The organism is Flavobacterium sp. AC267 (genome assembly GCF_979258715.1).
The window spans coordinates 3,567,709-3,591,939 of sequence record NZ_OZ409875.1 but is presented as its reverse complement, the minus strand read 5'-3'; the positions used below and the strand labels follow the sequence as shown (position 1 = coordinate 3,591,939).

Genomic DNA, 24,231 nt, shown 5'->3' with positions numbered 1-24,231 from the left:
TTTTTGGAACAAACGATATTTACACGCCAAAACAACTTTAAAATGATAAAAAAGATTTTCAAAGGTTTCAAAATAGTGATATTAATTCTGCTGGCGTTAATTGCAATCGGATTTTTGTTTGAACATATTTCAAGAGTCTATTACAACAGCAAACGACCGCAGGATTCGGAATTTGTTGAAGTTGAGGGCCGAAAAATTCATTACAAGAAAGAAGGAAAAGGTTCCTGCACCATCATTTTTGAATCTGGTTTGGGCGGAGATTATCTGCATTGGCAGGAAATTCAGAAGAAACTTTCTCAAAAATATACCACCATTTCGTATGATAAAGCAGGAATTTTATGGAGTGAGCCAGCAAAAAATATATCATTAAGAAGATATGCCGATGATTTAAAACAGCTTTTAGAGAAAACAAAATGCCCAAAACCTTATATTTTGGTCGGACATTCTTTTGGAGGTATTACGCCAAGATTATTTATTAAAGAAAACACAAAAGATCTGGCAGGAATTGTATTTGTTGATGTTTCCCATCCAAAGCAATTAGAAAAATCTTCTGAAGCTTTAAAAAAATTCCGTACAGTCGCCTCCAAAAAGTTTTTAAGTTTCTTAAACGAAATTGGTGTGATCAGGATTTTGTACAGCAACGTTTCTTTTACAACCGCAGTTCCAGAGAAACATTGGTTCAATCAGAATGTGAAAACCTATTTTTACCGCATTTTTGACGGAATGATGGCTGAACTGGAAAATGATGAAAAATTAATGAATGAAGCGTCGCGAATTACTAATTTTGGCGCTGTTCCGTTAACCATAATTACAGCTAAATATCCAGATGGAGTAGAAGGCGCGAAAGATAAAAACTTAGAAAAAGAATATTTATCGGTTCACAATGCTTTACAAGTTGATCTTCTGAATTTGTCATCTCACAGCAAACAGATTTTTGCGCAGAAAAGCGGTCATTATATAACGCTTCAGCAACCTGATTTAATTTGTAGTGAAATCTATAAATTAGCGCCAAATTAGTTTTCGGCGCTAATTATTTTATTTAAAGCAGAATTTGTTTTTCAATATTGATTTGTTCCAAAAAAAACTGATCGTGCGAAACAACTATCAAAGTTCCCTGATATTCATTAATCGTCGCCGTTAGAATTTCGATATTTTGAATATCCAGATTATTAGTCGGTTCATCCAAAATAATAATATCGGGCGACTCATTACTTATTGTCAAACAGCAAAGCATCAGGCGCATTCTTTCTCCGTCGCTCAAAGCACCGCAGGGTTTGTCCCAATCATTTTGTGAAAATAAAAAGCGATTGAGCCTCATTTTTATTTCATGTTCTTCTAAACCTGAATCGTTAAAAACTTGAGCTTGCTGATACACATTTAAGTTGTTGTCGAGCAGGGAATAATCCTGATCGATATAAATTGCCTTTTTATTTAAGGATTGAATATTTCCAAGCTTTGGATTTAATTCTCCCAAAATTATTTTTATTAAAGTAGTTTTTCCAGAGCCGTTTGAACCTTTTAAAACCAAACGGTCTCCTGAAAGAATTTCAAAACTCAGGTTTTCTTTCCAAAGCAATTGATTTTCATAGCTGTAATTGATTTCATCTGCTTTAAAAAGTATTTTGCCTTTATGAAATGCAGTAGCATTAAAACCAAATTTCATCTGATCAATCGCTGGAAGCGACGATCGCAACTGTCGCAGATCATCAGAAATACTGCCGATTTTTTCTGCGTGAACATCTTTTATTTTCGAACTGCTGTTTTCTGCTTTATTTCGGAGCGTATTCATCATAATGCGTGCAACACCCGATTTTTCCTGTTTCTTTTTCCCTCTTGAATCTAATTTGTTTTGACGTTCAATCGTTTCACGTTCCTTTTCTTTTGCTTTTCGCAAGGCTTTTTCTTTACTCTGTACATCTTGTTCTAAGGCATTATTTTCAATCTTTTTCTGTTCGCTGTAAAAATCATAATTGCCGCCATAAACAGAAATCCCATTTTTACTCATTTCTAAAGTCTTATTAAGAATATTAAGCAATGTTCTGTCGTGACTTACAATTAATAACGAACTTGAAGTAAATTTAATAAAATCATATAATAACGTTCTTCCTTCAAAATCCAAATGATTGCTCGGTTCATCCAACAAAACCAACTCGGGTTCATGGATCATAATTCCAGCCAGGAAAACTTTCGTTTTCTGTCCGTCGCTCAGCGTTTCCATTTTCAGGTTCAGATCCAAATTTTGAAGTTTCCAATACGATAAAGCTTCTTGACATCGCTCTTCAATTGTCCAGTCATCATTTAATAATTCTAGATTTTCTTCACTTACATCACCTTCAAGTATTGCTTTAAGTGATTTTAGTTTGTTCTCTATATGTAAAGCTTCAGCTATTGTCAGATCATTAAACTGACCAAACAATTGCGGTACAAAATAAGGTTTAGCATTTAGATTTAGTCGCCTAGAAAAAGGCAGTAGTTCACCAGCAATAATTTTCAATACCGTAGATTTTCCAACACCGTTATTTCCAACCAATGCGGCTTTATCGTGATTGTTTATAGTAAAACTAATGTTTTGAAACAGCAGATTTTTATTCTCGTGCTGATACGAGATATTTTGAAGAATAAGCATAGTTCCTTTCTTTTAAGATAAATAATTAAGCGACCGTAAAATTACGGTTGCTTACTAAAATTTTCGAAAGAAATTATTTTTCACATACGTCAATGCTTAATTTGAAGAGTACAAAGATATTTATTTTAGTTGTAAAAATCAAAAAACCATTCTTTACAATCGTAGAGAATGGTTTTTGTATAAAGTTTAAGCTACTGCTTAATTTAAATTTTATCTAATGTTATTTTAGCTTCTTTAGCATCTAAAATTAGTTTATCCTCTGTAATTGTGCTTACACAAGGATAAGGTGTTCCAACTTCATCTTTAATAACAAGACTAGTTCCTTTCTTAGTTAAAGCGTAAGTCCCGTCTGTTATTTCTCGAAGCAAATATCCTGTCACGTGTCCATCTTCTGTAAAAGTGAGCGTACCATTTGTTAAAATAGCATTTTTTGTAGAATCATTCATTTCTATTTTTGGTTCTACAGCACTAACTTTCCATGAATTTACAAGTTTGTCTCTTTTACTATGGCATGATACCATTAATAATACAGCAATTGCAATTACGAGGGTAAATAATTTAGAGTTTCTCATGATTATTGGGTTAAAAGTTAAACAGGAAAAAGTTACAAAAAAAACAACATTATATTATTCATAATCAAATATTTATAAAGTTTTTTTTCTTCATAAAAAACACTGATTTTTTATCTAATCAAGAAAGACTAAAAGAAAAGGGGATTTTAATTAAGAGTTAAGGCTCCTAATATTTCTTCGTACATGAACGGACCGCCTGGATAAGTTGCCGTATAATCAAGGTTCATCCATACTTGACCGCGCTCGTCAATATGGTAATGCAATTTTTTACCGTAGCTTTCTTTAGTAAAAAGAACGTTCTTTATTAAGTAATTGACTTTCTCCAAATCAATCGTAGAACCAATTAAAATTTCTGGATAAATATGTCCTTTGGTGTGAATAAGTCGGGGAGTACCGCCAATAGATCTAATCGTTAGCCGCCATCAAAATAGAGTGATCATCGCAATCGCCAGAGAAATAATCTAAAGATTCGCTCGCGGTTGCAATATAATCACCTTCTTTGGGATCATTCACATAATTCCATCGGCCGTTTATTTCCTTAAAAACGGCAAAACATTGAATAATTGTTCTATAATCTGAATAACCTCTAATACCTTTAAAGTGCTTGGTTGTTGCCATAATAGCAAAATTTCGCACTCTCGGATTCTGATATTCTATTGCATTAATAATTTTTGATTTATTTGGAAATGGAAGCAGTTTTGCCACAATTATATCTTGCGGATACGGATTATCAGACATCGTATAAATCATCGAATTATAATCTTCTGAGATTTCGCTGAAACCATAATTTCCTATAACTGTTCCGTAAAACAACACCAATAAATAAACGGCAATGCACAATATAATTATTGTTCTGAGATACATTAGAAGGAAAAATATTGCTCGCAAAGACAAAAATAAAGATAAAAACACGATCTAGATTGAATGCCCACTCCAAATCGATAAGATTTTGATGCAGTATGATGAAAATCGGAATGGTAATAAAAAGACTTAAAAGCATAATAATAATCCTGTCCCACGGTGATTTCACCTGTAGTTTGGATTTTAATTGCGGAAAGTCAATTTTAGGGAATTTCATCATACGAATCAAAAAAGCAGTATTATAGTGCTTTTACGGTTTCTACAAAAATACTTTTTTTATCAATAATTCCCAGATCAAATAACTGATTTTGAATTTTATTAAAAGCTTTCTCTGTTAGGTTTTTCTGTGACCATTGTGTTAATTTCAGCCACTCTTTAATATCTTCTGCTTTTTGATTAAAAAGTTTAGATAATTTTTTGTCAATTTCGGGAATTTCTTTGAAATCAACCGTTGTTTTATTGATAATTTCAAGGATTTTTTCAACAACTTTTGGATTCTTTTTCAAGAATTCTTCGCGTACCGCAATTATAAAAGAAGGCCAAGGAGTAGGGCAGTCGTCAATACGTCTAAATATTCCTTGGTCTACAAGAGGTTTTGTCATAAAACGTTCCCACATAAAATAGTCTGCTTTTTTATTGGTCAAAGCATCAACTGCGCCATCAATTGTATTTACAATTTCAAACTCCAGATCGTCCATCTGCCAGCCTTGCTCATTTGCATTTACATAGGCCATTAACTGCGATCCAGAACCAACTCTCGAAATGGCGGCTTTCTTGTTTTTAAGATCTTTAAGGGTTTGAAAATCAGATTTTGCATCAACGTGAATTCCCCAAATTAAAGGCGACTGCACATAAATCTGAATAATTTTACTGGGATTTCCAGTTCGCAATGTCTTTTAGAATTCCTTCAGTTAAAATAACAGCTAGATCTGTTTCTCCATCACGGAGCATTTGACACATTTTTCCGGTTCCTTCGGGAATATTTCTCCATTGTAAGTCGATGTTCTCAGCTTCAAATTCGCCATTTTCTATACATAGATGCCATGGCAAATTGAAGTGTTCCGGAACACCCGCAATTTTGACAGTTTTCATTTCTTTTAAGTTTAAGTTAAGTTAAGTTGCTTGGTATGCGTAATCTAGTTTTTCTTTTTTTTAGTTTTTTAATAAATCGGCTCTGTGTTTCTCTGAAAGACAAGGTTCTGCAAATTCGATAATTTCCTTTGACTCATAATCAGTCAAAAGGCTTCTTACCAATGTGTAATCTACATCTTTCGCAATTTCTCTTTGCAAAAAAAGTTTCGTTTAATCCTTCCGACAAGCAATTTATTGCCTTTAATTGTTCGCGGATGATTTCTTTGTCAAAATCTTTTTCTAAAACAGCTATTTGTATAATTGAGTTTCCTGAATTTTGTATTGTTTTTCTATGCATGAAACGTTGTTCTGTCTCATCAAATTCTGCATAAAAAATGTCATCTGTTGCAATTAATGGGCCAAAAAATGGAATATTATCCAATTTAAAAAGACCTTTTTCCAAATCTATAATTTCTGCCCACATGGTTTCAGAAACTACTTCATCCAAATAATCGCTGTAATATTTAAATAATATTTTTTTATGAGTTTCCGACATTATTCTATTTCGTTTATTATGGCTTTTAATGATGACACAACTATGCGGTAACCGTCCGGATCCTGAATCATTTTTCCGTTTTCATTCCAATACGGATTAACCGCTTGTATCATTTCAATATTATTTTGTGTAATCGTATGTATTAAGTCGTTGTAATTTGACATTGTTTTTGGATAAAGCACGATAATATCATCTTCATCAAAAGTATGTTTGGCTTCAATTTCAGACATTGTAAATTCAAAATGCCAGTCTAAACCTGGTTTTCCTATAAAAACTCCGTCATAATTATTATGATGCTGGAATCCGCCTAATCTTTCAAAACCAAGAATATTGATATAAAAATTTTCAATTTTCTCTAAATTGTTAGTATGTCGCGCAACTCTCAAAAACATAATGCTATTTTTATAATTATCAAATTATCACATTTCTAATTATCTCATTATTTCCCCGCTAATTTACCCAAAGTGTAAGTGATCAATTCGTCTACAGCTTTGTATGGATCTTCGCTAAATGTTCCAGAAGCGCGATTAGCAATAATGGCATTAAGCGACAACGCATTATGTCCCAAAAGAGCAGAAAGTCCGTAGATTCTTGCCGTTTCCATCTCTAAATTAGTGATTTTAGTTTCATTAAAAATGAAATTATCCATTTTATTATTCAATTCTTCATCTTGAATATTTAAACGTAAAACTCTTCCCTGCGGACCGTAAAATCCACCCGCAGTTGCTGTAATTCCTTTAAATATTCTATTGGATTCAATTAGTTTTTCTAATTCCTCAGAACATTGTGTTACGTATGGTTTTCCTTTTTTAGGATCCCAATTAGTATGTTTTACAAAAGCGTCTTCCATTTCAGTAATCGAAACATCATCAATTAAATAGGAGCGGAGCATATTGTCTAATCCTAAACCAAATTTTGACATTACGAAACTGTCTACTGGAATATCTTCTTGCAAAGAACCAGAAGTTCCAATTCGGATAATATTTAGTGAAGTTAGCGTTTCTTTTGGTTCACGAGTCTTTAAGTCGATATTAACTAAGGCGTCTAATTCATTTAAAACGATATCAATATTATCTGGGCCAATTCCTGTAGAAATTACAGAAATTCTCTTGCCTTTGTAAATTCCGGTCTGGGTTTTAAATTCTCTTTTTTGAGTGGAATATTCAATTGAATCAAAAAATTGGGTAATTTTCTCCACTCTATTTTGGTCACCAACAAAAATAATGTCGTGTGCAATATGTTCAGGACGCAGGTTTAAATGATAAACACTTCCGTCTGGATTTAGTATTAATTCTGATGATTGGATCATTTTTTTTTAAGTTGCTAAGGTTCTGAGGTACTAAGATTCTAAGTTTTTTTACTTGGAATTTGGAATTTAAAAATTGGAATTTAATTTATTCTATCCACCTACACGTTTGGTTTTAAATCCTTTTTCTTTTAAAATTGCCATAATTTTATCACGGTAATCCCCTTGAATAATAATGGAATCATCTTTAAAAGTGCCTCCAACGCTTAATTTATTTTTGATTTCTTTGGCTAAGATTTTAAAATCTTCGTCGGAGCCTTCATAACCTTCAATAATTGTGGTTGCTTTTCCTTTTCTTTTTTCAAATTTACAGATCATTGGTTCTTTTTGAACATACAGGACATGTTCTTGTTCTTCAACTTGTTCTGGTTCATTTGATTCAACATGATCTGGAAATAAATTCTTTAATTGATCTTTAAAATCCATAATTTTTATTCTCTAAATAATTACAATAAATATAGTTTATAAAAATCAAATTCCAAACTCCAATGAAGATTGGAATTTGGAATTTTTATCCCGAAGCCTCGGGAGAAATTTATTTAAGTTTTATTTTTTAATTAAACCTAATTCTACTAAACGTTCGTGCAAGAACTCACCCGCAGAAATATCTTCGAATTTCTTTGGATTTTCTTCATCAATACAATTTTCAAGACAATCCAAACGCATATCGCTTACCGGATGCATAAAAAACGGAATTGAATAACGTGAAGTTCCCCACAATTCTCTCGGCGGATTTACCACTTGGTGAATCGTAGATTTTAATTTGTTATTGGTGTGTCTTGACAACATATCTCCAACATTAATTACCAATTCATCATCTTGTGCAATGGCATCAATCCATTCACCATTATGATTTTGAACTTGCAATCCTTTACCTTGAGCTCCCATTAACAAAGTGATCAAATTGATATCACCGTGAGTTGCAGCACGAATGGCATTTTCTGGTTCAGAAGTAATTGGAGGATAGTGGATTGGTCTTAAAATTGAGTTTCCTTCTTTTGCATATTCATCAAAATAAAACTCGTCAAGACCTAAATGTAAAGCCAAAGCCCTTAAAACATAAACGCCGGTTTTTTCTAATTTTTGATATGCTTCTTTACCAACCACATTAAAACGAGGTAACTCAGTAACTTCCACATTATCTGGATATTCTGAAGCCCATCTTGAATTTTCGTCAACGTATTGACCAAAATGCCAAAATTCTTTTAAATCTCCTTCTTTGCGTCCTTTAGCATGTTCTTTTCCAAAAGAAACATAACCTCTTTGTCCGCCGATTCCAGGAATTTCATAATTATGCTTAGTTTCTATTGGCAAGGCGAAAAAGTTTCTAATTTCACCATAAAGTTCGTTGACCAATTGATCATCAAGAAAATGACCTTTTAAGGCTACGAAGCCAATGTTTTCAAATGCACTGCCGATTTCATTTACAAATTTTTGTTTACGTTTCGGGTCGTCCGAAAGGAAATCACGTAAGTCTACACTAGGAATGTTTTGCATACTTTACATTTTATATTTAAGAACAAAAGGTGTCATAAGCACCTTTCGTTAACAAAGGTATAGAATATTTTAGAAAATAATCTTAAGCTCAGACATTAAAAGCTGATTTCTGATTAAAAAAATATTTCAGAATCTTATAAAATTGGCGCAAATTGTTATATTTGAAACACTAAAAAACAAAAAATAAATGATTTTTTACCGACAAAACTTAACCGACGCTCAATTATTAGATTTATATAAAAAGATATTAAAACCAAGATTAATCGAAGAAAAGATGCTCATCTTGATTCGACAAGGAAAGGTTTCTAAATGGTTTTCTGGAATCGGGCAAGAAGCTATTGCTGTTGGTGTTACCGCTGTTTTAGATCAATCGGAATATATTCTTCCAATGCACCGAAATCTTGGTGTTTTTACTACGAGAGAAATTCCGCTTCACCGCTTATTTTCGCAATGGCAGGGAAAAGCTAATGGTTTTACAAAAGGTCGCGACAGAAGTTTTCACTTTGGAACTCAGGAATACAATATTATCGGAATGATTTCGCATCTTGGCCCGCAATTAGGAATCGCTGACGGAATCGCTTTAGCCGATAAACTTCAAAATAATAAAAAAATAACTGCCGTTTTTACTGGTGAAGGCGCAACAAGTGAAGGAGATTTTCACGAAGCTTTGAATATTGCCGCGGTTTGGAATCTGCCGGTTATGTTTATTATTGAAAATAATGGTTACGGACTTTCAACGCCGACAAACGAACAATATGCCTGCGAAAACCTTGCTGATAAAGGAATTGGCTACGGAATTGAAAGTTGGATTATTGACGGAAATAATATTGTTGAAGTTTACAACAAATTATCTCAGTTAAAGAAAGAAATGCAGGAGAATCCGCATCCCGTTTTATTAGAATTTAAAACGTTCAGGATGCGCGGACATGAAGAGGCGAGCGGTACTAAATATGTGCCGCAGGAATTAATGAAAGAATGGGAGCAAAGAGATCCCGTCGCAAATTACAGAAATTACCTGACTGAAATAGGCATTCTTACTGCTGAAATAGACGAACAATTTCACGCCGAAATAAAACAAGAAATTGACGAAAATTGGGCGATGGCAAATGCCGAACCTGAAATAGAAGCAACTTACAGCGGAGAATTAGATGATGTTTACAAACCATATCTATTTGAAGAAGTTAACACAGAAGCAGAAACTGAAAATATTCGTTTTATTGATGCAATTCGAAATGGTTTAAACGAATCGATGCAACGCCATAGAAACCTTGTTATAATGGGTCAGGATATTGCCGAATATGGCGGAGCTTTTAAAATTACAGACGGCTTTGTAGAGTTTTTTGGAAAAGACCGCGTTCGCAATACTCCAATCTGCGAAAGTGCTGTTGTTTCTGCCGCAATGGGATTATCAATCAATAATTACAAAGCAATTGTAGAAATGCAGTTCGCCGATTTCGTTTCAACTGGATTTAATCCGATTGTGAATTTATTGGCAAAATCACATTACCGCTGGGGTGAAAAAGCCGATGTTGTTATACGTATGCCTTGTGGCGGCGGTACTCAGGCGGGACCATTTCACTCGCAGACAAACGAAGCTTGGTTTACCAAAACTCCAGGTTTAAAGGTCGTTTATCCAGCATTTCCGTATGACGCAAAAGGACTTTTAAATACCGCTATAAATGATCCGAATCCGGTTTTGTTTTTTGAGCATAAATTATTATACCGCAGTATTTATCAAGAAGTTCCTAAAGATTATTACACGATTCCGTTAGGAAAAGCGGCTTTATTAAAAGAAGGAAATGCGGTTACAATTATCACTTTTGGTGCGCCAGTACATTGGGCTTTAGAAACTTTGGCACAAAACCCAGAAATCGAAGCCGATTTAATTGACTTAAGAACAGCCGCAACCTTTAGATACTGAAACGATTTTTGCTTCGGTTAAAAAAACAGGAAAAGCGATAATTTATCAAGAAGACACTATGTTTGGCGGGATTGCCAGCGACATTTCGGCTTTAATTATGGAGAATTGTTTTGAATATTTGGATGCTCCAGTAAAAAGAGTGGCAAGTTTAGATTCGCCAATTCCGTTTACAAAAGCGCTTGAAGATCAGTTTTTACCAAGAAATAGATTTGAAGAGGTTTTGAAAGAATTATTGAAATATTAAACTTTTGGACTTTATACTAAACACATAGTTACATAGATTTTTATTCTGAGAAGAGATAATAAAAAGAAACTAGTTCCTCACACATAGCAAATGTGTTTAAATGAGTAAAACTTTTTTTGATTCTAAAACCTATGCAACTATGTGTTTAAAAAATTAAATCAAAACAACTAATCTTTTTCCATCACTAACTTCGGCATTCCAATTTTTTTCGATATCAGAGAGATTCACTTTTTCAATATTTACTTTTAGTATATTTTTAGAAGCCAAAAGAAACATTTCAGGAAGTATTTCTAAAAATAGCAATTTTACTTCTTCTTTTGTCCAGCTTCCTAAACCTGATCCAGACAATTGTAAATCGACGCTTCTTAAAATCTGGGCTGATAATTGAATTGTATCTCCAGACATAGAACCAATTGAGACATATCTTGTTTTGGGAGTAAAATTTCCATTTCCTTTTAAAACAGAAAGAATAAGTTCTGCAGAACGTCCCCACAAATAATCAATTACAATATCAATTGGAGTATTTTGATGAATTTGTTTGAGCTGAGAAATAATTAATTCTTCGCTTTGCTTTAGGGGAACTATTTCATCAGCACCCAATTCTACAAGACTTTGAAGTACTTTTTCATTTCTTCCCGTAACGATTATTTTCTTTGCTCCATAATGTCTGGCAATCTGAATCGCCATTTGCCCCGTAAATCCTGTTGCTCCATTTATTAAAACGGTTTCTCCAAGTTTTATTCCAGCTCTAAATCGAAGCGCCATTGCCGAACCTGCAACTGCATTTGGCATTGCTCTGCTGCCGTTGCGTCATCAATTCCGACAGGCAAAACAACCATTCTGTTTTTCTCTACCAAAGCTTTTTCAGCCATTGTTCCAGAAATCCCGCGGGCATAAACGCTTGTTCCGTTTTCTAAAATTCCAACGCAATCACTGCCGACAATAAATCCATTTTGATGTTCATTTTCCGAAGAATAATGTTGTCCGCTCGCAATTCCTTTATCGAAATTTGTAATCGAAACGGCTTTAACAGAGAGTAAAACTTCGTTCTCATTTGACGCAATTGATTCTGGAAATTCTGCATATTGTGGCAATTCGCCTTTTTTATAAACTACTGCTTGCTTTCATAATTATTAAATTTTATAAAGCAAAATTAGACAGCTGTTTGCAGGAAGACGATAACATTTGTTATCAAATAAAATACACTATTTGTTTTGAACCAATTTACTTTTAATACGGCTTAAGTGAACCGTACTCACACCCAAATAAGATGCAATATAATGTTGCGGTACTCTTTGAACAATTTGAGGCTTTTCTTCAATTAAATTGAGATAACGCTGAGCAGGGGAGTCTTTTATGAAAGAAAAAAAGTGTTTCATATAATCAAATGTCCTTTGAAAAAGCATGTCAATTAATCGGTCCCTTAATTCTGGAATTTCCTTAATTTCTTCGATGATTTTATCTAGATCATTTTTAGAGATCCACCATAAAACTGAAGGTTCAATCGTTTCAACAAAAACCGGACTTGGGAATTTTTTCATGAAACTTTCGATAGAAGCCACACTTTGATTTTCGAAAAAGAATTGAGAAGTCAAATCTTTTCCATTGTGATTGGACCAAACCCGAATACAGCCTTTTTCGATTATAAAAAGCTTTTTCGAAATTTCACCTTCTTCTAGAAGAGTCGTTTTTGCAGGAACTTCGATTCTATTGAAATAGCAGATGTATTCGTTCCACTTTTCGTCGGTCAAGGGGAATTTATTTCGGAATTTGTTGAACATTTAAAATAAATTATTAATCTGAACTAGAATTATATCCAGTTTTTGTTGATAAAATATGAATAATAATGAAATTTAAAAAGCTTAAAAAATTTTCATCTATATTCAAAATTATCTTTTGTTGTGATTCCCATAACTTTTGCTTTATTTCAGCAACTTTAGTTCCATTATACAAATAGACTGAATTTCTATTAAAAGTCAAAAAATCACTTTTTATGTTCTTCAAGATTTTATCTTCATCAAAACTAAGAAAGTCATTTGTAATATTTTCAATCTTTATATTTTGAAATAAAATTTTATATTCCGTAGATCTAAAGGGAGTTACATGACTTTGAAGTTCTAAAATAAGCTCATTGTTAGAATCAAAAATTTTAATCAAATTCTTTTTCAGCCAATTAAATTTTATAGTAGAATAAAACAATAATTCATCTGATTTATAAACATATAAACTTTGCTTCTTATTTTCAACAATTTCTATTTCCACTTCAAAAATTACTTAGAATCAGATTCCACTTCAAACAACTGCACCTGATTTTTCAAGCGGTCAATCAACAAATTCATCATTCGTTTGTTTAAGCTGGAAGAATTCTGAATATAAGTATCGTATTCTTGAATGGTGAAAAGTGCCATTACAATTCCTTTAAGGGAATTTCTGAACTTAATATCTTTTTGAATGGAATTTTCGATTGTCTGCAGTTTCTTGTCGACAGAATACGAATAAAAGTCAGGTTTGTTTTTATTGACATAATTAATGAAAACCGCTACAAATAAGTCATTTTGCAGTTTTAAAATAGGTCGAATGGTTTGATTTTGAAAGATCTCATCTAGAGAAGATTGAGCACTTACAGTTCCTAAAGTTTCGCCTCTGAATTCTTTTAAAAAAGTGTCTCTATCTGCCATGTTTTTTCTTTAAAGTTAAATAAATAATCCCACAGTAAAAACCTATTTTTGTTTTTTATAAAATAAAAATATGCGATTATTTCTATTTCTCTGCCTGCTCATAGTTTCTTGTAATTCAAAAGTAGATAAAGACAAATACAATCATGCTTTCTATCGAGCTGTAAATAATAAAGATACTGCCGTTTTCGATATTCATATGAACTACAAACGTTTTTATGGCCGTTACGAAATCTCACGTTATGGCTACGGAAAAGATTCTGGAGACGTAAGAGGTGATTTAAGAGGCGACACGCTTCGAGGCGATTATCACTATATTTCTTTTGGCGGAAGCTGGAAGAGAGTACCGATAGCGCTCTTAAAGAAAGACAATAAACTTTTTTCTTGGGAAAGGAGTTATTGGAACGTATTTCAATCTTCCGTGTTTTGTTCCTGGCGTACCAATTGAATATACTAATTCAGAATTTGTTTTTGAGAAAATAGAGGAGTAGGAGGAGGTTTAAAATTTTGTTTTGTTTCAGGTTTCAGGTTTCAGGTTTCAGGTTTCAGGTTTGACTTAAAGTGCGTTTATTTTTTACCGCAGTGCGTCTACATCCAGCATATCAACAACAAAATGTTATAAATTGAAATCATAAACAATTTCCGTATTTTAACAAAATCGTATATCGTAGAGGCGCACAGCAGTGCATCTACATGCAGTATATCGACAACGAAATGTGACAAATTAGAATCAGAAACAAATTCCGTATTTTTAACAAAACCGTATATCGTAGAGACGCACTGCTGTGCGTCTGCGTCCAGCATATCGACAACAGAATGTGATAAATTGGAATCAGAAACAAATTTCGAATTTTTAACAAAACAGTATATCGTAGAGACGCACAGCAGTGCGTCTACATTCAGTATATCGACAACAAAATGTGACAAATCTTTGTCGAAAAACGTTGCGGAGAGGCACTGCAGTGCCTCTCTACAGAGCCAATCTGGCGACACATCGGAATCAGAAACAAATTATGAATTTCTAAAAAAACCGTAGACCGTGGACACAGCACGCAAGGTTTCCTTTAAAAGCAGATTCAAAAAAAGTTCGCAAAGCTTTTCTAAATTTAGAATTCTCTAAATCATAAAAAAGCTTTGCGAACTTTACGGTGAAGTTAAGGTTTAAACCAAAAATTATTTTATTCCAATTTCCCAATTGTAGACGGAAGTTCAAATATTTCTAAACCAAAATAAGCTACAGAAGCCATAACGTGATCAAAAATATCGGCCATTATATATTCGTAGTTTGCCCAGCGTTTATCACTCGAGAAAACATAAATTTCTAACGGAACTCCATGCGCTGTAGATTGTAATTGTCGGCACATAATATGCATGTTTTTGTTCAATCCCGGATGATCCGTCAAATACTGCATGATATATTTTCGAAACAAACCTAAATTGGTCATATTACGGCCATTTAGCGAAAGTGTTTTATCAACACCTCTTAGATCGTTGTATTTTTCAATTTCTGCTTGCCTGCTGTCAATATAGGCAGTGATAAGCTGTACTTTTCGCAATTGCCGCAAATCATCATCATTTAGAAAACGAATCGTACTGCTTTTTATTAAAACATGTCTTTTAATACGTCTTCCGTCTGATTTCTGCATACCGCGCCAGTTCTGAAAAGAATCTGAACTCAAGGCATACGTAGGAATGGTGGTAATGGTATTATCAAAATTTCGGACTTTTACAGTAGTTAAGTTGATTTCGATCACATCTCCATCAGCACCAAATTTATCCATTGTAATCCAGTCTCCAATACGCACCATGTCGTTTATCGCAACTTGAACGCTGGAAACGAATCCAAGAATAGTATCTCTGAAAATCAAAATGATAATAGCCGAAAGTGTTCCAAGAATCGTTAAAAGTTCTCCCTTTTTGACTCCGAATAAAGTCGAAATAATAAGCGCAACTCCAAAAATCCAAAGCACAATCATAATGACCTGAACGAAACTATCAATTGGTTTATCGCTGTATTCTGGTTTTTGTTTTAAATAATCGCGTAATGAATTAAATACCGTTCGAACGATCCATAATCCAAGCAATACAATATAAACGCCGACTATTTTTCCGAACATTAATTCCCAATATTCGTATTTATCCAAAATAATTGGAACGGCTTTATAAATAAAGAAAAACGGAATTAAATAAGCGGTATATCTAGTGGTTTTGTTTTGGATTAAATAATCGTCAAACTTGGTTTTGGTCCGCTGTGCAAAAACTGCCGTCAGCGTTACCAGTAAAAATTTGGTCGCATAATAAATTATGTATGCCAGTGCTATTAAAATAACGATATTAAAGATTAGGCTAATATAAGACGCAAAATTGCGGCTCATTCCCCAATCTCTAAAAACGGGATATAAAAAATTGAAAATTTTATCCAAAAGCTTATGCATTTGCTAAGTATTTCTTTTCAATGTAAAAAGTTCCAAACGGAATAAGGGAAGCAATCAGGATGATTCCGAAAGTTTTTAAATCCCAGTTTTGAGATTTTTTCAATAAAAAAGCCAAAATAATATATCCAATAAACAAAACACCATGTGTCATTCCTAACGGACGCAGTAAAGTGTGGTAAAGTTCAGGATTATTGTTTTTGATAATCAACATATTAGCAAATAAAACTAAATAAGAGATTCCTTCTAAAATTGCAGTAACTTTGAAAATCTTGAGCATGTATGAAATTTTTAAGTTTTTAAACCCGCAAAATTAAGTAATATCGTTGGTTTTTGAAGTATTTATAAAGAAAGTAATTTATTTTTGTAATCATAAGTTTTGATAATGAGTAAAAGAGATTTAAAAAAATATTTAGGAGGTTTAACAAAAGAGCAGTTAGAGGAACAGCTTATTGAACTCTATGAAAAATTTAGTCCCGTAAAAGTCTATTATGACTTTGTTTTTAATCCCAAAGAAGACAAATTGCTTCAGGATGCAAAAGTTAAAATTTCGCATGAATATTTCCCAATTAAGAAACCTGGGGCAAAATGGCGTCCAAAAGCCAAAATGCGAAGATCTGTTGCTCAAAAACTAATCAAACATTTTATTATGCTTGGGGTAGATTCGTTTATTGTGGCCGATATTATGTTGTATAATATTGAAATTGCACAGACCTATTCTTCACAAAATTTCATTAAGACAGAATTGTTTTACAAAAGTGTCTTTAATTCGTTCGAGCAGGCAGTGAATTTTATAGTTTCGAATGGTATTTTTAACGAATTTAAATTGCGAATTAATGCTGTTCAGCAAGAAACTGTTGACCAAAAATGGAAAAATAAGTACGATTTTGTCGCCATTTTGGAGAAAATCGACTATTAAAACCCTCTCTCATAAAAAATCTTAGTTTAAAAAAAACATTTATTTTAGGTTAAATTAAGATGAATAACTGTTTTTTCGGTGTATTTTTGCAAAAATCCAAAAATAAACAATGTCTCAAAACACTTTAGAAATAGAAAGAGAAGAGAAAAAAGAACTGTATGCATATCAGAAAGGTGATATAGATGCCATTTTTGAACGCTTAGATAATGCTCCTTCAAAACACCACTTATTGTATCAACTTCCAACAGGAGGAGGAAAGACAGTAATATTTTCTGAAATCGTTCGCCGCTATTTATCTCATAATGATAAAAAAGTGGTTGTTTTAACGCACCGTATCGAACTTTGTAAACAAACTTCAAAGATGTTGACAGGTTTTGGTGTTACAAACAAAATTATCAATAGTAAAGTAAAAGAACTGCCAGATCAGAATGAGTTTTCTTGTTTCGTGGCAATGGTTGAAACTTTAAAAAACCGTATTAATGATGAAAAACTTCATCTGGATAATATTGGTTTGGTAATTATTGATGAGGCGCATTACAATTCATTTCGTAAATTATTAAACTCATTTAAAAATGCTTTTATTCTTGGAGTAACAGCAACGCCTTTGAGTTCTAATATAAAATTACCAATGCACCAAAGTTATAACGAACTTATTGTTGGTGATACAATTGGATCTTTAATTGACAAAGGATTTTTGGCAAGAGCAACTACTTATAGTTATGATGTTGGTTTAACTTCATTAAAAGTAGGTATTAATGGTGATTATACAGTAAAATCATCAGATGATTTGTATACGAATACTTTGATGCAGGAAAAACTGCTTCATGCGTATACAGAGCGTTCTTTAGGAAAGAAAACGTTGATTTTCAATAATGGTATTCATACTTCTTTATATGTTTATGAAACGTTTAGAGAAGCAGGTTACGATATTAGACACCTTGATAACACCAGCAGTTCTGAAGAACGTAAAGACATTTTACAATGGTTTAAAAAGACTCCAGATGCTATTTTGACTTCTGTCGGAATTTTGACAACTGGTTTTGATGAGCCTACTGTAGAAACGATTATTTTGAACAGAGCAACGAAATCTTTGACGCTTTATTTCCAAATGATCGGACGCGGTTCTCGTAAACTTCCTGGAAAAGATGATTTTACGGTTATTGATTTAGGAAATAATGCCGCACGTTTTGGTCTATGGAGCGATCCTGTAAATTGGCGACGATATTTTTAAATCTCCAGAATTTTATCTTGAAAACCTGCGTGATGATCACGAAATCGAGTTGTATTTCAAATACAGTATGCCTCCAGAATTGCGTGCGAAATTCAGCAAAACTGCCGATGTTAGTTTTGATGTTGATGAAGAACACAAATTAATCATCAAACAAAATCTTCGTTCAAAAGTAGTTTTAGACAAATCGCTTGAGCAAGACATTCGAGCATGTGTGTAGATAACACAGAAACGCCGCAAGAAGCAAAATCACTGGCAAAAGAACTTGATGATGATATTGAAGATCGTATTAAACGTTATTCTAAATGTTTGAGCCAATGTAGTAAAAATTACCGCGAATGGCTTGTAGACGATTATAAATTAAGATTAACGTTATTAATCGGTAAAAAATATCGTGAGAAAATCATGAATGAACCGGATTGATTCTGAGATTCCAGCAAGGTTTTCAAAATCTTGTAGGTATGAATTTAAATATAAATACTCAAAAATAGACCTACAAGGTTTTGAAAACCTTGCAGGAATAGAAATAAAAAAACAATCTTTGTCAAAGTTTTATACTTTGACAAAGATTTTTAGTTTCAATTTGTCTTCTCGAGGACTGACAAATAAAACTACTAAATAGAAATAAAAGAAGGTTTCAAAAAAATCATTTAAATCTGAGTCTGCAAAGAAATTTAAAATCAGAACTCTAAAATCTAAAATAACTTATGTCTAAACAATTCTCAACATTAGGACTTTCAGCGCCAATTTTAAAAGCTTTAGGCGAATTAAATATTGTTGAACCAACTGAAATTCAACAAAAAACAATTCCGCTTTTATTGTCTGAAAGCCACGATGTGGTGGGTTTAGCAAAAACAGGAACAGGAAAAACTGTCGCTTTTGGATTACCATTATTACAATTGGTCAATCCAGAATCAACTGCAGTTCAGGCTGTAATTTTAGTTCCGACAAGAGAACTTGGACAGCAGATTTTTAGAAATTTAGAAGATTTCTCAAAATATATTCCTAGTATATCTATTGCGTCAGTTTGCGGTGGAACTCCAATAAAACCTCAAATTGAAAGACTTAAAGAAGGTGCTCAAATTGTCGTGGCAACTCCAGGACGTTTAATCGATTTGATGCGCCGTAAAGCCGTTGATCTAAAACAGACTGAATATTTAGTTTTGGATGAAGCCGATGAAATGGTTGCCATTCTTAAAGAAAGTTTAGACGAAATTGTTGCTGAATTACCGAAAAAGCATCGCACTTTATTATTTTCTGCAACACTGCCAGGAACCGTCAAACAACTGATTCAGAATTATTTGAAAAAAAATGTAGTTCAGGTAAGTGCCAATATGGAAACTGTTGGTAACGAAGGAATTGATCACGAATTTATTGTTGTTGATCCGATTGAGAAATTAGAAGTTTTGATGCATTTCTTAAATTCAAGAGATGGAGAACGCGGTATTATTTTCTGTAAAACAAAAGCCGCAGTTAATAAACTGGCTAAAAATTTAGCTATAAATAAGTTTTCTTCTGGAGCACTTCATGGAAGTTTATCACAAGGAATTCGTGATAGAATTATGGAGCAATTCCGCGAAGGACACATCAATATTCTGGTTGCTACCGATTTGGTCACGAGAGGAATAGACGTAAAAGAAATATCGTATGTCGTTAATTATCACCTTCCTGATACTTATGAAAATTACGTTCACCGAAGCGGAAGAACCGCAAGGGCAGGAGCAAAGGGACTTTCTTTAACCGTATTACAACAAGAAGAAGCCGCTGAAATTGCTGATTTCGAAAAAGAATTAGGAATTAAATTTTTAGAGTTTAAAAAACCTTCTGCAAGCAAGTCTTGAAGAAAATAATATGCTTTTGTGGGCCAAACAAATCTTCAAAACGAAACCAAATCATGAAATTACTTCCGAATTAAAAACAAAAGTAAAGACAGTTTTTCATCACTTAACAAAAGAAGAACTAATCGAGAAATTAATGGCCAATTATATTTTGCAGAACAAAATCGATATAGTTGAAAAACCTGTTAAAAAATTCAAAAAGTAATAAATATGACTTTTGTCATTGTATATTAAAGTTGTACATTTATAAGGAATTATTTTATAATCCTACTTAATTAACAACATATATGAAGATCGTCATTATAGGAGGTGGATTTGCAGGAATCAATCTGGCAAAAGAGCTTGTAAACCATCCTCAATTACAAGTAACACTTGTAGACAAGAATAATTATAACTTTTTTCCACCACTTATATATCAAGTTGCTACGGCTTTTTTAGAGCCTTCGAGCATTAGTTATCCGTTTAGAAAGTTTTTTGCAGGTAAAAAAAAATCTGCAGTTTCGTTTAGGCGAATTACTATCTGTTGTTCCTTCTGAAAATAAAATTGTTTTAAACAACGGCGAATTGACTTACGATCATTTAGTTTTTGCAACCGGAGCTGAAACCAGCTATTTTGGTATGGAAAACGTAATGAAAAACGCCATTCCGATGAAAACCTTAAATGATGCCATCGAAATGCGTAATACATTGCTTAAAAATCTTGAAAAAGCGACGATTTGTAAAGATATGCGTAAAAGACGTAAATTATTAACAATCGTAGTTGCTGGAGGAGGACCAACAGGAGTTGAAGTTTCTGGAATGTTTGCAGAAATGCGAAAAAACATTCTTTTAAAAGAATATCCAGAATTAGATACATCTGCTAGTAATGTTTATTTAGTCGATGGAGGAGATGCTTTACTTGCTCCAATGAGTAAAGATTCTCAAAAAGATACTTTAGAAGCATTGACCAAATTGGGTGTTGTCGTAAAATTAAACACTAAAGTTGTAGATTATGTAGATGATACGGTGTTTTTTGAAAGTGGCGAAACTATTAAAACTAAAAATTTAATCTGGGTCGCCGGAGTATCTGCAAAGATTTTTGAAGGAATTCCGAAAGAAAGTTACGGTCGCGTACCGACGTATGGCAACGGACCAATATAATAAAGTAAACGGATTAGAAAATATTTATGCTATTGGTGACACAGCCATTTTAGCAGGCGATAAAAATTTCCCTGACGGACATCCGCAAGTAGCACAAGTTGCTATTCAGCAAGGATTAAACTTAGCTAAAAACTTTAAAGCTCTGACTCAGAACAAACCTTTAAAACCTTTTACGTACAATGACAAAGGTTCTATCGCAATTATTGGAAAAAATAAAGCTGTAGTTGATTTACCAAGTCCAAAATGGCATTTTAAAGGATTTTTTGCCTGGGTCATTTGGTTGTTTATTCACTTAATTTCGCTTATAACATACAGAAACAGATTAAATACATTTTGGAACTGGATGGTTGCGTATTTCGCAAAAGATCAATCTCTCAGAATGATTATTCGACCTGAGAAAAGGCGACAAAGTTAAAAAGTTAAATTCCAAATTTTTTAAATTCCAAATTCCAACGGATGCTGGATGTATACTATAAAAAAAGCCAAAATCTAAAGATTTTGGCTTTTTTTATTGGAATTTGGAATTTTAAAAATTGGAATTTCAATCACCTAGTGACCAATCATAACATCATCGCTATCAGAAAGCTCTACTTTGTTTTTTATAAAGCGTTTCCCGATATTTAAGATAATAAAAGCTGTAATTGTCGTAGTTGTCATAATTGCCACCATTGGAGCAACAGAATCTTTTACGAAAACACCAATTGCAAAAGAAGCCAAAGCCCCTAATCCTAATTGAATTGCTCCCATTAAAGCAGATGCGCTTCCTGTGTTTTTAGCGAAAGGAGCAAGCGTTAGTCCTGCTGTATTTGGATTTGAGATTCCTAAACAGGCTAGGAATAAAAATAACATTCCAATCGTTTCATATAATCCTAAAAGATCATTTAAAGCTAATATCAAAAATATTATACTGATAAAAGATTGTGAAATTAAAGCACCAAAAATCATTTGTTCGCTGGAAAATCTTTTTAATAACATCGAATTCAACTGACTAGAACCAATGAAACTTACTGACATTAAAGCAAAAATCCATCCGTAGGTTTTGGCGTCAACTTTGTAAATATCCATAAATACGATTGGCGAAGCCGCAACGTACGAAAATAATCCCGAAAAGGCTATTGCACCTGTAAACGCGTAGGTATAGAATTGAGGTTCTTTTAAAACCGCTAAGAAATTAGTAATAATTGGTTTGGGTTTTAACGAAATTGAAGTATCTGGTTTATACGTATTTGGAAGTCCAATTTGTGAAGCAATTAAAATTACAACTCCCATACACATTAATATAAAGAATACGGCGTGCCAGCCCAAATCTTCAGTAACATAACCGCCAATTGTTGGCGCCAGCATTGGCGAAAGTCCGACAACAAGCATTAAAAGTGAAAATACTTTTGGAATATCTTTTACAGGAAATAAATCACGAACCATTGCTACAGAAGCTACAGTTGCGAGACAGCTTCCAACAGCCTGAACAAAGCGAAGCAAAATAAAGGAATCAATATCACCCACATAAATACAGCCTAAAGAAGCTAATATGTAGACTAATAAACCAATAAAGAGAGGTTTTTTACGTCCGAAACGATCTAATAAAGGTCCGTAAAGTAACTGTCCAGCTGAAATTCCGATAAAATAGCTGGATAAACTCATAGAAACTTTTGCCACAGTTGTATTTAAATCTTTAGCAATTCCAGAGAAACCAGGCAGATACATGTCAATAGAAAAAGGACCTAGAGCGGTTAAGGATCCTAAAATAAGGATAAGCTGAATATATTTTTTTGTTGTCATTATCTTAAAAAAAGGCTTTTAATTTCGTGCAAAGGTAAAGATTTCATACCTTGTTGTATAACTTCAAGGAGTTTATAACAATAAATTAAAGTTATTGCCAAAACAATTTGGCGTAACTATTTATTAATCTTTAATTTAAAAAAATATGAAAAAGTATCTTTTACTATTAGCAGTTTTATTTACATCTCTTTCTTTTGCTCAAACTATCACCTCAAAACAAGAAGAGGCTAGTACTGGACAATACGAGCTCTTAAAAAAAGTAAATCAGTATTATCCTGATATTACTTTGAGTAAGTCTGTAACCAACTTCTATGCAGACGGCAACGTTATTGACTCACAGCAAGATTTTGATTTAAGAGGAACAAAATTTTCGAGTTACAAACTAGGAATCGAACCTGGTAACAAAAAAGTAGTATTTGATTACGTTTCAACAGAAGCTGGCCACGTATACGGCGACGTTACAATATTTAACGGAAATGCTCTGAGAACAACTTTTAATGAAAAAACAAATCAAATTGAAGTTTCATTAAACGGAAAATCAGTTTATTTGAAAAAATTATAATTTTTATCAAACTTAGAAAAAGCATCATAATTTATGATGCTTTTTTGCTTTATATTTGGCTCAAATTTAAATAAAACAATTTATAATGAAAAAATTTCTATTGCTGGCAATTTTAATCTCTTTAAAATCCTATTCACAGTCCAATAGATTTTCTGGAACTTGGAGCAACGAAAACTGCAAGAACTGCAAAAAGGAATATATTTTCACCATTACAATCGCACAGTCAAATTATGCGATTTTTGGAACCGCAGAAGTTACAAGTGAACACAAAGAATTAAATTCTGGAATTCTAGAAGTTTCCGGATATGTTTATCCGCTTGGCGACAGAGCTCAAATCAAATTAAAAGATAAAGACGGAATTTCTTCAAGTGCCGTTTTAATTACAAACGAAGGCGTTTTACAATTTAACAAACGCGGCGGTGGTGATTTGGTTCCTAAAGAAGTTATTTTGAATAAGTTGTATGAATAACTCTATTTAGAGCAGATATAATTTGACCTATGTTAGACTGTGTTGTAATTTAATAAAGCGCCTAATTAAGAAAAAATTCGATATTTAAAAAAAATAAAATTATTTTTTGAAATACGAGAATTATGAAGCTTTGAATATTTACATTAGTTTTAATAATATCTGATATCGGAATCATTTTTGGTTTAATATACGAATCCTGGATCAAGGATCGAAAATCCGATATTTGGAAAAAATAAATTTTATTTCTGAAATACGGAAAATATCAGACTTAGAATATGAATATAATTTTTGAAATCATTCTCAATACAGATGGGTGAACATCTATTATTTGAACATAGTAAAATTATTTTTTCAAATATGCAAAACATTAAGCACACAGTACAGGATAAGAATCTGGTTAAACGTTTACAAATGAATATTGCCTCTATTTTCTATAAATACTTTTGAACTATAATTTATAGTATGGTTTGCAGTATGTCCAAGAAGATGTTAACAACTTTATTAACAGTATTTATAACCCCTATTTTTAAGGTAA

At 32.9% G+C, this 24,231-nt stretch carries 20 protein-coding genes and 6 pseudogenes; 9 read left to right on the top strand and 17 right to left on the bottom strand.

The features are described 5' to 3' along the window. The first annotated feature begins 42 nt into the window (after positions 1–42). Positions 43–1,017 carry an alpha/beta fold hydrolase gene (locus ACZZ95_RS18950; RefSeq protein WP_463470219.1) on the top strand — a complete coding sequence of 325 codons (975 nt, stop codon included), beginning with the start codon at positions 43–45 and terminating at the stop codon, positions 1,015–1,017. Positions 1,018–1,039: 22 nt separating this feature from the next. Here ACZZ95_RS18950 and ACZZ95_RS18945 read toward each other — a convergent pair whose 3' ends face one another. The 9 genes and pseudogenes from ACZZ95_RS18945 to ACZZ95_RS18905 form a co-directional block, all read right to left on the bottom strand. Then, entirely contained in the window at positions 1,040–2,626 is a 1,587-nt protein-coding gene (locus ACZZ95_RS18945; RefSeq protein WP_463470218.1) for an ABC-F family ATP-binding cassette domain-containing protein, read from the bottom strand. Between the two features lie 203 nt (positions 2,627–2,829). Then, positions 2,830–3,198 carry a hypothetical protein gene (locus ACZZ95_RS18940; RefSeq protein ID WP_463470217.1) on the bottom strand — a complete coding sequence of 123 codons (369 nt, stop codon included), beginning with the start codon at positions 3,196–3,198 and terminating at the stop codon, positions 2,830–2,832. A gap of 146 nt (positions 3,199–3,344) precedes the next feature. Further along, positions 3,345–4,279 (bottom strand): annotated as a pseudogene (locus ACZZ95_RS18935) (transglutaminase-like domain-containing protein). Between the two features lie 19 nt (positions 4,280–4,298). Then, positions 4,299–5,151 (bottom strand): annotated as a pseudogene (locus ACZZ95_RS18930) (substrate-binding domain-containing protein). Positions 5,152–5,290: 139 nt separating this feature from the next. Continuing rightward, a complete protein-coding gene (locus ACZZ95_RS18925; RefSeq protein ID WP_463470216.1) occupies positions 5,291–5,614 on the bottom strand; it encodes a DUF4265 domain-containing protein in 324 nt (107 codons plus the stop codon). Positions 5,615–5,685: 71 nt separating this feature from the next. Further along, positions 5,686–6,078, bottom strand: a complete 393-nt coding sequence (locus tag ACZZ95_RS18920) for a VOC family protein (RefSeq protein ID WP_463470215.1) — start codon at positions 6,076–6,078, stop codon at positions 5,686–5,688. A 47-nt stretch (positions 6,079–6,125) separates the two neighbouring features. Further along, on the bottom strand, positions 6,126–6,995 hold the full coding sequence (locus ACZZ95_RS18915) for a nucleoside phosphorylase (protein ID WP_463470214.1): 870 nt from the start codon (positions 6,993–6,995) through the stop codon (positions 6,126–6,128). A 90-nt stretch (positions 6,996–7,085) separates the two neighbouring features. Beyond that, on the bottom strand, positions 7,086–7,418 hold the full coding sequence (locus ACZZ95_RS18910) for a translation initiation factor (protein WP_463470213.1): 333 nt from the start codon (positions 7,416–7,418) through the stop codon (positions 7,086–7,088). A gap of 120 nt (positions 7,419–7,538) precedes the next feature. Beyond that, entirely contained in the window at positions 7,539–8,489 is a 951-nt protein-coding gene (locus ACZZ95_RS18905) for an isopenicillin N synthase family dioxygenase (RefSeq protein WP_463470212.1), read from the bottom strand. 187 nt (positions 8,490–8,676) lie between these two features. On the opposite strand from ACZZ95_RS18905, the pseudogene ACZZ95_RS18900 reads away from it, so the two are divergent. After that, positions 8,677–10,654, top strand: a pseudogene (locus tag ACZZ95_RS18900) (alpha-ketoacid dehydrogenase subunit alpha/beta). A gap of 153 nt (positions 10,655–10,807) precedes the next feature. Here the strand turns inward: ACZZ95_RS18900 and ACZZ95_RS18895 are convergent. The 5 genes from ACZZ95_RS18895 to ACZZ95_RS18875 all read right to left on the bottom strand — a co-directional run bounded on the left by ACZZ95_RS18895 (position 10,808) and on the right by ACZZ95_RS18875 (position 13,332). Beyond that, positions 10,808–11,446: a zinc-binding dehydrogenase gene (locus ACZZ95_RS18895; RefSeq protein ID WP_463470211.1), complete on the bottom strand. Its 639-nt coding sequence runs from the start codon at positions 11,444–11,446 to the stop codon at positions 10,808–10,810. Further along, the gene (locus tag ACZZ95_RS18890) at positions 11,392–11,748 is read right to left on the bottom strand and encodes a hypothetical protein (RefSeq protein WP_463470210.1); all 357 of its coding nucleotides are present in this window, start codon (positions 11,746–11,748) and stop codon (positions 11,392–11,394) included. Before ACZZ95_RS18890 ends, ACZZ95_RS18895 begins: the two co-directional genes overlap by 55 nt. A 111-nt stretch (positions 11,749–11,859) precedes the next feature. Continuing rightward, on the bottom strand, positions 11,860–12,405 hold the full coding sequence (locus ACZZ95_RS18885; protein WP_463470209.1) for a Crp/Fnr family transcriptional regulator: 546 nt from the start codon (positions 12,403–12,405) through the stop codon (positions 11,860–11,862). A gap of 43 nt (positions 12,406–12,448) precedes the next feature. Next, on the bottom strand, positions 12,449–12,916 hold the full coding sequence (locus tag ACZZ95_RS18880) for a hypothetical protein (protein WP_463470208.1): 468 nt from the start codon (positions 12,914–12,916) through the stop codon (positions 12,449–12,451). 8 nt (positions 12,917–12,924) lie between these two features. Continuing rightward, positions 12,925–13,332, bottom strand: a complete 408-nt coding sequence (locus ACZZ95_RS18875; RefSeq protein WP_463470207.1) for a glyoxalase — start codon at positions 13,330–13,332, stop codon at positions 12,925–12,927. 70 nt (positions 13,333–13,402) lie between these two features. Here ACZZ95_RS18875 and ACZZ95_RS18870 point away from each other — a divergent pair, with 70 nt between their 5' ends. Continuing rightward, positions 13,403–13,777, top strand: a complete 375-nt coding sequence (locus ACZZ95_RS18870; protein ID WP_463470206.1) for a hypothetical protein — start codon at positions 13,403–13,405, stop codon at positions 13,775–13,777. 730 nt (positions 13,778–14,507) lie between these two features. On the opposite strand, the gene ACZZ95_RS18865 is transcribed toward ACZZ95_RS18870, so the two are convergent. Beyond that, a complete protein-coding gene (locus tag ACZZ95_RS18865; RefSeq protein ID WP_463470205.1) occupies positions 14,508–15,764 on the bottom strand; it encodes a mechanosensitive ion channel family protein in 1,257 nt (418 codons plus the stop codon). Beyond that, positions 15,757–16,041, bottom strand: coding sequence for a DUF3817 domain-containing protein (locus ACZZ95_RS18860; RefSeq protein ID WP_095951210.1), 285 nt, complete (start codon positions 16,039–16,041; stop codon positions 15,757–15,759). Before ACZZ95_RS18860 ends, ACZZ95_RS18865 begins: the two co-directional genes overlap by 8 nt. 105 nt (positions 16,042–16,146) lie before the next feature. Here ACZZ95_RS18860 and ACZZ95_RS18855 point away from each other — a divergent pair, with 105 nt between their 5' ends. The 4 genes and pseudogenes from ACZZ95_RS18855 to ACZZ95_RS18840 all read left to right on the top strand — a co-directional run bounded on the left by ACZZ95_RS18855 (position 16,147) and on the right by ACZZ95_RS18840 (position 21,301). Beyond that, a complete protein-coding gene (locus ACZZ95_RS18855; RefSeq protein ID WP_463470204.1) occupies positions 16,147–16,680 on the top strand; it encodes a DUF6155 family protein in 534 nt (177 codons plus the stop codon). 109 nt (positions 16,681–16,789) lie between these two features. Next, positions 16,790–18,331: pseudogene (locus ACZZ95_RS18850) on the top strand (DEAD/DEAH box helicase). A 284-nt stretch (positions 18,332–18,615) separates the two neighbouring features. Then, positions 18,616–19,951, top strand: a pseudogene (locus ACZZ95_RS18845) (DEAD/DEAH box helicase). Between the two features lie 82 nt (positions 19,952–20,033). Then, positions 20,034–21,301, top strand: a pseudogene (locus ACZZ95_RS18840) (NAD(P)/FAD-dependent oxidoreductase). A 134-nt stretch (positions 21,302–21,435) separates the two neighbouring features. Here ACZZ95_RS18840 and ACZZ95_RS18835 read toward each other — a convergent pair. Continuing rightward, a complete protein-coding gene (locus ACZZ95_RS18835) occupies positions 21,436–22,665 on the bottom strand; it encodes a multidrug effflux MFS transporter (protein ID WP_463470203.1) in 1,230 nt (409 codons plus the stop codon). Positions 22,666–22,810: 145 nt separating this feature from the next. Between ACZZ95_RS18835 and ACZZ95_RS18830 the strand changes: the two genes are divergently transcribed. Continuing rightward, positions 22,811–23,227 carry a hypothetical protein gene (locus ACZZ95_RS18830; protein WP_463470202.1) on the top strand — a complete coding sequence of 139 codons (417 nt, stop codon included), beginning with the start codon at positions 22,811–22,813 and terminating at the stop codon, positions 23,225–23,227. Between the two features lie 85 nt (positions 23,228–23,312). Beyond that, positions 23,313–23,696, top strand: coding sequence for a hypothetical protein (locus ACZZ95_RS18825; protein ID WP_463470201.1), 384 nt, complete (start codon positions 23,313–23,315; stop codon positions 23,694–23,696). Positions 23,697–24,231: the final 535 nt, after the last annotated feature.